At 71.8% G+C, this 10,541-nt stretch carries 10 protein-coding genes; 5 read left to right on the plus strand and 5 right to left on the minus strand.

The features are described 5' to 3' along the window. Positions 1-25: 25 nt before the first annotated feature. A complete protein-coding gene (locus Q8791_RS11555) occupies positions 26-853 on the minus strand; it encodes an ABC transporter permease (protein WP_330091642.1) in 828 nt (275 codons plus the stop codon). Next, entirely contained in the window at positions 850-1,824 is a 975-nt protein-coding gene (locus Q8791_RS11560; RefSeq protein ID WP_330091643.1) for an ABC transporter ATP-binding protein, read from the minus strand. The genes Q8791_RS11555 and Q8791_RS11560 overlap by 4 nt, the downstream gene beginning before the upstream one ends. 406 nt (positions 1,825-2,230) lie before the next feature. On the opposite strand from Q8791_RS11560, the gene Q8791_RS11565 reads away from it, so the two are divergent. Further along, the gene (locus Q8791_RS11565) at positions 2,231-2,608 is read left to right on the plus strand and encodes an RNHCP domain-containing protein (RefSeq protein WP_330091644.1); all 378 of its coding nucleotides are present in this window, start codon (positions 2,231-2,233) and stop codon (positions 2,606-2,608) included. Further along, a complete protein-coding gene (locus Q8791_RS11570; RefSeq protein WP_330091645.1) occupies positions 2,605-3,021 on the plus strand; it encodes an RNHCP domain-containing protein in 417 nt (138 codons plus the stop codon). The genes Q8791_RS11565 and Q8791_RS11570 overlap by 4 nt, the downstream gene beginning before the upstream one ends. A 136-nt stretch (positions 3,022-3,157) precedes the next feature. Here the strand turns inward: Q8791_RS11570 and Q8791_RS11575 are convergent, their stop codons facing one another. Beyond that, positions 3,158-4,357: a hypothetical protein gene (locus Q8791_RS11575; RefSeq protein ID WP_330091646.1), complete on the minus strand. Its 1,200-nt coding sequence runs from the start codon at positions 4,355-4,357 to the stop codon at positions 3,158-3,160. 161 nt (positions 4,358-4,518) lie between these two features. Here Q8791_RS11575 and Q8791_RS11580 point away from each other — a divergent pair, with 161 nt between their 5' ends. The 3 genes from Q8791_RS11580 (at position 4,519) to Q8791_RS11590 (ending at position 8,921) form a co-directional block, all read left to right on the plus strand. Then, positions 4,519-5,109 carry a DUF1707 SHOCT-like domain-containing protein gene (locus tag Q8791_RS11580; protein WP_330091705.1) on the plus strand — a complete coding sequence of 197 codons (591 nt, stop codon included), beginning with the start codon at positions 4,519-4,521 and terminating at the stop codon, positions 5,107-5,109. Between the two features lie 133 nt (positions 5,110-5,242). Next, a complete protein-coding gene (locus tag Q8791_RS11585) occupies positions 5,243-6,631 on the plus strand; it encodes a class II fumarate hydratase (RefSeq protein ID WP_330091647.1) in 1,389 nt (462 codons plus the stop codon). A gap of 226 nt (positions 6,632-6,857) precedes the next feature. After that, positions 6,858-8,921 carry a serine/threonine-protein kinase gene (locus Q8791_RS11590; RefSeq protein WP_330091648.1) on the plus strand — a complete coding sequence of 688 codons (2,064 nt, stop codon included), beginning with the start codon at positions 6,858-6,860 and terminating at the stop codon, positions 8,919-8,921. A gap of 61 nt (positions 8,922-8,982) precedes the next feature. Here the strand turns inward: Q8791_RS11590 and Q8791_RS11595 are convergent, their stop codons facing one another. Next, positions 8,983-9,639, minus strand: coding sequence for an aggregation-promoting factor C-terminal-like domain-containing protein (locus Q8791_RS11595; RefSeq protein ID WP_407941985.1), 657 nt, complete (start codon positions 9,637-9,639; stop codon positions 8,983-8,985). Between the two features lie 42 nt (positions 9,640-9,681). After that, the gene (locus Q8791_RS11600; protein WP_330091649.1) at positions 9,682-10,380 is read right to left on the minus strand and encodes an aggregation-promoting factor C-terminal-like domain-containing protein; all 699 of its coding nucleotides are present in this window, start codon (positions 10,378-10,380) and stop codon (positions 9,682-9,684) included. Positions 10,381-10,541: the final 161 nt, after the last annotated feature.

The following is a 10,541-nucleotide window of genomic DNA, read 5'->3' on the forward strand; positions in this document are numbered from 1 at the left end:
CCGCGCGTCAGGGCCGCAGCAGACCTCAGCTGACGACGCGTCGGCTCATCTGGAAGCTCGCCAGGAACCACATCAGCACGATGAACCCCAGCAGGACCCCGACATGGAGGACCGCCGCCCCCGCGCCGAGCCCTCCGAACACCGCCCCCCGGATCAGCTCCACCGCGTGGAAGAGCGGGTTGACCATGGCGGCGTTCTGCACCCAGCCGGGGAGCTCCGTGAGCGGGAAGAACGTGCCCGCGACCAGGAACAGCGGTGTGAACAGTCCGCTGAACACGTAGTCCATGGAGCGCACCGACGTGATCACCGCGGAGATCCAGATGCCGAAGAGCGCGAACGCGAACCCGGCGAGGAAAGCGATGAGCGGTACCAGGAGCATGCCCGGCCCGGGGCGGAGCCCGAAGCCGATCGCGACCAGCAGCGGAACGCAGCCGTACACGCCCGAGCGCATCGCCAGCCACAGGGCCTCGCCGGTGACGAGCTCGCGCACGTCCACCGGTGCGGCGAGGATCCCCTCGTAGGTGTGCAGGAAGCGCCGTTTGATGAAGGTGTTGATGACGGCGGGCATCATCGACTGGAACATCACGGACACCGCCACGATGCCGGTGCCGAGGAAGTCGATGTAGCTGAACCCCGCGAGGGTACCGATGAGGGCGCCCATCCCGAAGCCGAAGCAGAGCAGGTAGAGGGTCGGCTCCACGACGGCGGCGAACGTGGTGGCGCGCCAGGACTGGCCGTACAGGATCCACTCGCGGGCGACGACGCCCATCACCGCGTCGGCCTCGAACCGTCCGGGGCGCGCGTGGAGCTCGGGGCGGGCGTCCTCCCGGGCCTGGTGGTACTGGCTGCTCATTCGACGCTCTCTCCGGTCAGGGTCACGAACACGTCCTCCAGGGTGCTGGCCCGGCGCTGCGGGGCGCCGAGCCGGTCGCGGAGGGAGTCGGGCAGCTCCTCCGCGCGCAGGACCGACACCGTGACGCCGGTGCGGCGTGTGGTGAAGCCGTGCTCGCGCACGCGTTGTTCGAGGGCGTCGGCCCCCTCGTCCCCCGGGGTGTACTCCTCGACGGTGGCGCCCGCGTACTTGGCGACGAGGTCGGCGGGCGTGCCGCGTTCGACCACCGACCCCCTGGCCATGAGCGCCACCTCGTCGGAGAGGCGTTCGGCCTCCTCGATGTAGTGGGTGGACATCAGGACGGTGACCCCCTCGTCGCGCAGCGCGGAGATGACGCCCCACAGGTCCTGGCGCACCTGGGGGTCGAGACCGACGGTGGGCTCGTCCATGAGGACGAGCTCGGGCCGGTGGAGGAGGGCGCGGACGATGAGGAGGCGGCGGCGCATGCCGCCGGACAGGTCGTCCACGAGCGTGTCGCCCCGGTCGCCGAGCTGGGCGAGGCGCATGGCGCGGGCGATGGCCTCCCTGCGCCGGCCGCGCGGGACCCGGTAGAGGAAGGAGAACATCCGCAGGTTCTGCTCGACGGTCAGTTCCTCGTCGAGGTTGTCGTGCTGGGGGACGACGCCCATGCGGGCGCGGGCCCACTTGGACTCGGCGGGGATCGCGTGTCCGAGGATCCGGATCTCGCCCTCGTCCGCGAGGGACTGGGCGGTCAGCATCTTCATGGTCGTGGACTTGCCCGCGCCGTTGGGCCCGAGGAGGCCGAGGACGACGCCTTGGGGGACCTCCAGGTCGAGTCCGTCGACGGCGGTGAGCCGGCCGAAGCGCTTGACGACGCCGCGGAGCAGCAGTGCGGGCACGTCCGGTGGTGTGTCGCGGGGGGCCGTGGACGCGCTTCCGGGCAGGCGGCGGCCGGGCACTGGTGTGGTCATGGACCCACGGTAGGCACCGGATGCGGCGAATTCCAACGGGTTTACCTCCGCCGCGGGAGGACCTGTGCGCGCCGCGCCCGCCCGCGTTCCCCGTGTGCCGGGGACTCCACCTCCGGCGGGGAAGGGTCCCGTCGGAGGGCTCGGGCGCGTCGCCCCGCCAAAACCCGTTGCGCCCGCCCGGGGCGCCTGCCTACCATCGGCGTCCGGACCGAGGAGTCCGGAACCGGAGACGATGTCCCGGGGGCCATGGCCCCGCGGGTCGAGGACAGGTGTTGATGAACCGGAACGCGCCGAGCGCGCCTCACACTTCTGCGGGCTTCCGCCTCGCCTGACGCGGTGCCCCTTCCGTCGAGAAGCGCTCGGCCTGCTCCCGCTGCCTCGTACCGTTTCCGGCAAGGAGTCCCGGGTGTCCACCACCGATTCACCGCACGAACCCAGCCCCACCCTGCGCACCGGCACGTTCACCTGTGTGCGCTGCGGCCTCTCCGTGTCCGCCCTCGCGCCCGGAGGAGACCGGCGCGACCACTGCCCGAGCTGCCTGACCTCGCGTCACGTCACCGACCAGGTCGGGGGCGGCCTCTCCGACTGCGGCGGGCGCATGGTCCCCGTCTCCGTCGCGGTCCTGCGGGGCGGCGACTGGATGCTCGTCCACCGGTGCACCCTGTGCGACGAACTGGCCGGGAGCTCCGTCTCCCGGGACGACAACCACCTCGTCCTCGTGCGGATCGCGGTCCGGCCCCTCGCCGAACCGCCGTTCCCGCTCGACCTGTTCGGGGAGGTGTGAGCGTGGGTCGTCGCAACACGCGTGACCGGCGGCCGCAGCGGACCAAGACCGTCCTGCACGCCACCCGCGAGTCCGGCTCGTTCCGGTGCGCGGAGTGCCGCCTGGAGGTGTCCCTGGCCGCACCGGGGACCGGTCACCGCAACCACTGCCCGAACTGCCTGACGAGCCTGCACGTGGACCGCCGGATTCCCGGCGACCGCGCCGCGGGCTGCCGGGGCAGGATGGCCGTCCTGAGCCTGTCGTCGCGCCCCGACGGGGAGTGGATGCTCATCCACCGCTGCACCCGGTGCGGCGAACTGGGCTCCAACCGGGTGGCCGGGGACGACAACCCCCGCGCCCTGGTCCGGCTGGCGGTCCGCCCTCTGGCGACCGCCTCGGACGCGGTGGCGAGGCGGGTGCTGCTCCACCTGTAGGAGCGGGGCCGATCCGCGGATCGGCCCCGCCGACGGGCCGGCCGCCGCGGCGACCGCGCGGTGGCCGGTCGGCCCCTCCCGGTCCGGCCGGGAGTCCGGACGGACCGGGAGGGGCGGAAGGCCCCGGCCGGACCCGCTACCCCGTGACGGGGGTGAAGGGGTCGGGGGTCCGTGCGGTCCACCGGTTCAGGTGGGCGACGCCGGTCTCCAGCGTGACCCCGTCCTCGGTCCGACGGCCGCGCTCGACGACGTAGAAGTGCCCGTCGTCCAGGGAGACCAGGCCGTACTGGCCGCCGGACTCCCAGCCCCGGACGCCCGACTCCCCGTGGAGGAGGCCGTCCTCGCGCAGCGCGAGCAGCAGGCCCTGTTCGTCGTCCTCCTGGCCCCTGATCGTGCCCCGCACCGGGGGCCGCGAGCCGTCGACCACGTAGAGGGAGTAGTTGGGGAAGTGCGGCTTCACGCCCTTGTAGACCGCCATGAACCAGTCACCGGTGCGGGCGTCGTACTCCAGGTTCTGCACCCCGTAGGTCGTGTTGCCCGTGTACACGAAGAACTTGCCCTCGACCCTGGGAGGGCCGCTCGTGTGCGGGGCGTCCTGGTCGAGCGGGCGCTCGTACCTCCTCCAGCCCGACGTGTCGTACTGCAGCAGGACCTGGTGGTCGTTGTCCGCGCGGCCGGGGTGGGAGTAGACGCCGTAGGCGACCGTCAGCACCTCGCGGCCGCCGCCGCGGCCGAACGCGGGGCCGAAGGCCACCCCGTCGATGCCGCTGGAGCCGTAGCGGTGGTCTGCGGTGTCGGCGACGTTCCCGTCGAAGACGCCGTCGCCGTCCATGTCGGCGGTGTAGTCCTCCACGACCTCGTCCAGGTGGACGGTGGTCAGGACACGGTCCTCCTCCGCGTCCATGCCCGTCCGGGTGATGCGGTCGCCGTCGAAGATCGCGATGTAGAACGCCTCGGCGGCCTTGTACTCCAGGGAGCCGTAGACCCGGCCGTCCCTGTCGTTGAAGTCGAGGTCGCCGAGGTGGCCCGTGAGACCGGTGACCGTCCCGATCACCTCGCCCCGCAGGTCGGTCTTGACGAGTGTGTCGGTGAAGGAGAAGTACATGTGCCCCTTCTCCTCGTCGAGAGCGGCGCCCTGGACGTGCCCGGACGGCCAGGCGCCGCCGTCCACGGACAGGGGCGGGCCGTCGCCGTGCTCCCGCTCCGGGGCGTCCGCCGCCGCCGGGGCGGGGGCCAGCGCCGCGGCGACCGCCGCGACCGCCGCCCCGAGGGCGCCCGCCGCCCGGCCCCTTCTCCTCCATGTACCGGTTCCGCGCATGTCGCTCCCGTCCTCCACGTCCTCACCGTGTGCTGTCGGTAGGAAGCTATGCGCGCTCGGTGAACCGCGCGAGACCCCCAAGGGAACCCGGTGCGCACACGGCGGGGCGGCGGCCGCACCGCAGGGGCGTGACAGCGGCCGGGCCGCCGCCGCACTAGGGTGGCGGTGTGAGTGAGGAAGTGTCCCCCGACCGGCTCCGCGCCTCCGACACCGACCGAGAGCGGGTCCTGAGGGTGTTGCGCGACGCCGCCACCGACGGCCGCATCGACCTGGAGGAGTTCGAGGAGCGCTCCTCGCTCGCGCAGGAGGCCCTCACCCTGGGTGAGCTCCCCGGGATCACCGCCGACCTCCTCCCCGCCGAACGGCAGCCCATCCGCCTGGACCCGCAGCCCCTCGTCGGGCTGTTCGGCAACGCCGAGCGCCGGGGGCGCTGGGTCGCCTACCCGGGCGAGTACGCGGTCGCCGTCCTCGGGCGGGTCGACGTGGACATGCGCGAGGCCCTCCTCATGCACAGCCACCACCGGATGACCGTGACCGCCGTCCTGGGCCGCGTCGAGATCGACGTTCCCGAGGGGGTCGAGGTCCGCCTGACGGGTTGGTCGTTCCTCGGGCGCCGCACCACCACCGCGCGCCGCTCCGACGTGTCCGACCCCCCGGTGCTGGAGATCGGCGGCTTCTCGCTCTTCGGGGTGGTGCGCGTGCGCGCGCCGAGGCGCCGCCGCTTCCTCGGATGGCGCCGCGGGACCTCCCGCCGCGGCATCGGCTCCTGAACCCGACCGCTTCCACCTGCGGCGATGTCAACATGACGCGTGCAACACCGCCAACTCCGGGTGAGGTGACAGTGTGCTCCGGTGCGTCTGGCAGGCTTTGTCTCACAGGTTTTCCCAGGAGAGATGGGTTGCAATGAGTGAGTTCCGTATCGAGCACGACTCGATGGGTGAGGTCAGGGTTCCGGCCGAGGCCAAGTGGCGGGCTCAGACGCAGCGCGCCGTCGAGAACTTCCCGATCTCGGGTCAGGGCCTCGAAGGCGCCCACATCGCCGCCCTCGGCCAGATCAAGGCCGCCGCGGCCAAGGTGAACGCGGAGCTCGGCGTCATCGGCGACGACCTCGGCAAGGCGATCCGCGAGGCCGCCCTGGAGGTCGCCGACGGCAAGTGGAACGACGAGTTCCCGATCGACGTCTTCCAGACCGGTTCCGGTACCTCCAGCAACATGAACACCAACGAGGTCGTGGCGACCGTCGCCAAGGAGCGCACCGGCCTCGACGTCCACCCCAACGACCACGTCAACGCCTCCCAGTCGTCCAACGACGTGTTCCCGTCCTCCATCCACATCGCCGCCACGGCCGCCGTGCAGAACGACCTGATCCCGGCGCTGCGGCACCTGGAGGCGGAGCTGACGCGCAAGGCGGCGGAGTTCGCGTCCGTCGTCAAGAGCGGCCGCACCCACCTGATGGACGCCACCCCGGTCACGCTGGGCCAGGAGTTCGCCGGGTACGCCGCCCAGGTGCGGTACGGCGTCGAGCGCCTGGAGGCCTCCCTCCCGCGCGTGGCCGAGCTTCCGCTGGGCGGCACCGCCGTCGGCACCGGCATCAACACCCCGGAGGGCTTCTCGGCCCGGGTCATCGCCGAGATCGCCTCGAACACCGGTCTGCCGCTCACCGAGGCCCGCGACCACTTCGAGGCGCAGGGCGCCCGCGACGCCCTGGTGGAGCTGTCCGGCCAGCTGCGGACGGTCGCGGTCGGCTTCGCGAAGATCGCCAACGACATCCGCTGGATGGGTTCCGGTCCGACCACCGGTCTGGGCGAGATCTTCCTGCCCGACCTCCAGCCCGGCTCCTCGATCATGCCCGGCAAGGTCAACCCGGTCCTGTGCGAAGCCGTGCTGCAGGTGTCCTCGCAGGTCGTCGGCAACGACGCCGCGGTGGCCTTCGGCGGCGCGAGCGGCAACTTCGAGCTGAACGTGCAGCTGCCGATGATCGCCCGCAACCTGCTGGAGTCGATTCGGCTGCTGTCCAACGTCTCGCGGGTGTTCGCCGACCGCTGCGTGGCGGGCATCGAGGCCAACACCGAGCAGTGCCGCGTCTACGCCGAGTCCTCGCCGTCGATCGTCACCCCGCTCAACCGCTACATCGGCTACGAGGAGGCCGCCAAGGTCGCCAAGCAGTCGCTCAAGGAGAAGAAGACCATCCGCGAGGTGGTCCTCGAGCGCGGTTACATCGAGGCGGGCAAGCTCACCGAGGCGCAGCTGGACGACGCCCTCGACGTGCTGAAGATGACCAACTCCCAGTAGGAGTTCGTCCCGGGCCGTTCCGTCACGGGACGGCGGCCGGCGGTATCCACGGGACACCCCGCCCGTGCGGGGTGTCCCGTCGTCTGGGCGCGACCGGACCGCACGAAGGTCATGACCGTGTAGCGCTTCGGTTCCACTCCCCTCCTCCCAGGAACCTTCCGTCCCCGGAAGGCGTCGGACATTCTTGTCAGAACACGCGAAAAGCCCGCCTTCGAGAGGGCAGTACATGTCGAGCAACAGCGACAGCGAACACATCGTCGCGGACCGCTACGTCCTGCGCCGCGAACTCGGACGCGGCGGTATGGGCGTGGTCTGGGAGGCCTTCGACCCGTCCCTGGACCGCGTCGTCGCGATCAAGCAGGTGCTCCTGCCCGACCACTTCACCGACTCCGAGCGCGCCGACGCGCACGGGCGGGTCCGCCGCGAGGCACGGTCGGCGGCGCGGATCAGCCATCCCACGGTGATCACCATCCACGACGTCTTCGAGAACGACGGCAACCCGTGGGTGGTCATGGAGCTGGTGGAGGGCGGGTCCCTCCAGGAGCGGTTGAACGAGCGGGGAGCCCTCCCCCCGGACACCGTGGCGGTGATCGCGGAGTCGCTGCTCAAGGCGGTGCAGGCGGCGAACGCGGCGGGCGTCCTGCACCGGGACATCAAGCCGGGCAACATCATGATGTCCCTGGACGGCCGGGTGATCCTCACCGACTTCGGCATCGCCACCATGGAGGGCGGGCCCAGCATCACCCGTACGGGCGCGCTGATCGGCTCCCCCGAGTACATGCCGCCGGAGCGGTTGGAGGGAGGCCCCGCCGAGCACCGGGGGGACCTGTGGAGCATCGGCGTGACCCTGTTCGCCGCGGTGGAGGGCACGTCGCCGTTCCGCCGGGACAGTCTCACCGCCGCCATCGCCGCGGTCATCACGGCATCGCTGCCGCCGATGACGCGCGCCGGGTGGATGGAACCGGTCATCGCCGGGCTGCTGGAACGCGACCCGGACCGGCGGCTGACCGTGGAGGGCGCTCTGGCGCTCCTCCGTGAGCGCGGGGGCGGCGGCCCCGGAGCCGTGGGAGCAGCGGGAACTGTGGGTGCCACGGGCGCCGCAGGAGCAGCGGGAGCCGCCGGAGCAGCGGGAGCCGCAGGCGCCGCTGCCGCGGGCCCGCACACCGCACCCGGGAGCGGTCCGCACACGGCGCCGGGGAGCGGGGCACAGTACGCCCAGGGGCTCCAGAGCGGCGGGTACCCCGCCGCCGGGCCCCGGGGCGGCGTGTACGGCACGGGTCCCCAGGGGACCGGTCACACCGGCACAAGGCCCCCGCTCCCGCAGGGTCCGCCACAGCACACCGGTCCGACGAACCCGGTGACCCCGGTGACGCCCTTCCCTCCCGGCCGCGCCTCGACCGCCCCCTACACGCACGGGGCGGGGCATTCCGGCGGGCACCCGGCTGTGGCCGGCGGCGTGGGAGGCCCCAACGGCCCCGGCGGCACCACGGGCGCCCTCCACTCGGGAGGCCGCGGCGACGGGCGGCCCGCCGGTTCCGGGACCGTGTCGACCGCCAAGGTGCTGCTCGGCGTGGGCGCCGGCCTGATGGCCCTGCTCCTCATCTCGGTGGTCGTCGTCGCGGTCGTCCTGAGGTCGGGCGGCACCCCGGAGGAGGGCGTCTCCCAGGGAGCGGCGCCGGGCAGCGAGGCCCCGCCGGGGGAGCCGACCACGTCCGAGGACCCGGGCGCCGGTCTCGGCGGGAGCGACGGGTCCGGTGGCGAGGGGGCCGCGGAGGACGACGAGGACAGCGGCGAGCCGCCCGCCTACGACGAGTTCGAGACGTTCCGGTCGCAGTGGTACGACGTCGGTTACCCGTCGGGCTGGGAGGTCGACGACAGCGAGATCGACAACACCCTCGCGGTGTTCATCGCTCCCGGACGGGACCACCAGGTGTGGGTGACCGGCTGGACCGAGCACGAGTTCACCGGGACGAGCGCCGAGTACCTGCGGGAGACCGACGGCGGAACCGGCGCGGCCGAGGACATCACCACGGACTACTCGGAACTGGAACTGGAGGAGTTCGACGAGGACGACTACGGGGACGGATGGGACGTCGCGATGGTGGAGTCGGACTTCACCAACGAGTCGTGGGCGACGCCGGAGCGCCGGTTCTGGACCTACGCGATCAACCTGGACCACCAGGACGAGAGGATCTTCTACCTGGTGAGCGTCAACGTCCCGCGCGAGGACGCCGACTTCTACGAGGACCTGCCCGAGGAGGTCCTGGAGGCCTTCACCCCGCACATGTGACCGGCCCCCGACGTCGAACGGCCCCCGCGGTGTCACCGCGGGGGCCGTCGTGCGATCGGGGTCAGTACCAGCCGACGGACTGGGAGTGGGCCCACGCCTCACACGGGGTGCCGTAGCGCCCCTTGATGTAGTCGATGCCCCACGCGATCTGGGTGGCGGGGTTCGTCTGCCAGTCGGAGCCGTGGGTGGCCATCTTGCTCCCGGGCAGGGACTGCGGGATCCCGTAGGCGCCCGAACTGGCGTTCTCCGCCGTGTGGTTCCAGTTGCTCTCCTTCTCCCACAGGGGCTCGAGGCAACCGGAGAACTGGTCCGCGCCCCAGCCCTCCGCGAGGACCATCTCGAGGGCGATCGACTTGGGGTCCCCCGTGAACTCGGGAACCTCCTCCTCTTCCTCCTCTTCCTCTTCCTCCTCGATGTCGCTCCCGTCGCCCTGGGCCGTTCTGACCCCGTCGCCACGGGCGGCGTCGCTCTCTCCTCGGGCCTGCTGCCGCAGGTCCTGGAGTTCGTCCTGCGTCAGATCGGAGGACGAGAAGAAGTCGTCCTCCCCGGTTTCGGTGTCGGCAGCGGCTTCCTCGCTGTCAGGGACGGCGGCGTTGGCCGCCATGTTCGGGTCGACTCCGTCGTCCGCGAACGCGGAGACGGCGAACGTCGCGCCCGCGACGAGGGTCGCCGCACCGATCACCGCCGTACTGCGCAACGACATTCGGTTGAGTAGCACGATTGCCTTTCCCAAGAGGGGTTATTGGCAGGGAAAGCCCCATTAATACCAGTTGTTCGCCTGGGAGTGGGACCAGGCGTCACAGGGGGTTCCGTACCTGTCCTTGATGTAGTCGATGCCCCACGCGATCTGGGTGGCGGGGTTGGTCCGCCAGTCGTCGCCGTGGGAGGCCATCTTGCTTCCGGGCAGGGACTGCGGGATCCCGTAGGCGCCCGAACCGGCGTTCTCCGCCGTGTGGTTCCAGTTGCTCTCCTTCTCCCACAGGGGCTCCAGGCAGCCGGAGAACTGGTCCTCACCCCATCCTTCGGCGAGGACCATCTCGAGGGCGATCTCCTTCGCCGAGCCCGCCGGCACGGGGGCACCACCACCGGGGGAACCCGTGGAGTCCGAGGCGCCGCCGGAGGCGGCGGTCTCGGGCTCGGGTTCCGGTTCGGGCTCGGGGATCTCGCTCCCCGTCCCGCTGGTGGACCGGACGCCCTCGTCCGCGGCCGACCTGGCCTCCTGGCGGGTCTCCTCGCGCAGGCTCTCGCGCTCGTCCTCGCTCGCCGCGGACGGCGCCGCGAAGAAGTCGTCCGCGTCGCCCCCGGTCTCCTGCTCGGGGACCACCGCGGCGGACGTGAGCCGCTCGGGCGCGACGTCGCCGGTCTGCGCGAACGCCGCGACCGTGAAGGCGCTCCCCGCGACCACGGCCGCGGCTCCGACGGCGCTCGCACGGCGCAGTGAGGTTCGGTTGAGTAGCAAGGATGGCCCTTTCGCGTAGACGCACACGGGCTTTCGTGGGGCTGCTCGTGTGTGGTGCTTCGCCGCCGCTGACCACGTGGCCCGGACTGTGCGCGGAGGGGACGGGTCTTCCGTTCGACCGACCGCGGCGCGGGACTTCCACGTGGGAGGGAGTGTTCTGT

Source organism: Nocardiopsis codii, from assembly GCF_036327455.1.
Lineage (GTDB): Bacteria > Actinomycetota > Actinomycetes > Streptosporangiales > Streptosporangiaceae > Nocardiopsis > Nocardiopsis codii.

Bases quoted from the DNA above. Each gene is read 5' to 3' on its own strand.
- Q8791_RS11555 (WP_330091642.1), bottom strand. From the start codon at position 853: ATGAGCAGCCAGTACCACCAGGCCCGGGAGGACGCCCGCCCCGAGCTC.
- Q8791_RS11560 (WP_330091643.1), bottom strand. From the start codon at position 1,824: ATGACCACACCAGTGCCCGGCCGCCGCCTGCCCGGAAGCGCGTCCACG.
- Q8791_RS11585 (WP_330091647.1), top strand. From the start codon at position 5,243: ATGAGTGAGTTCCGTATCGAGCACGACTCGATGGGTGAGGTCAGGGTT.
- Q8791_RS11590 (WP_330091648.1), top strand. From the start codon at position 6,858: ATGTCGAGCAACAGCGACAGCGAACACATCGTCGCGGACCGCTACGTC.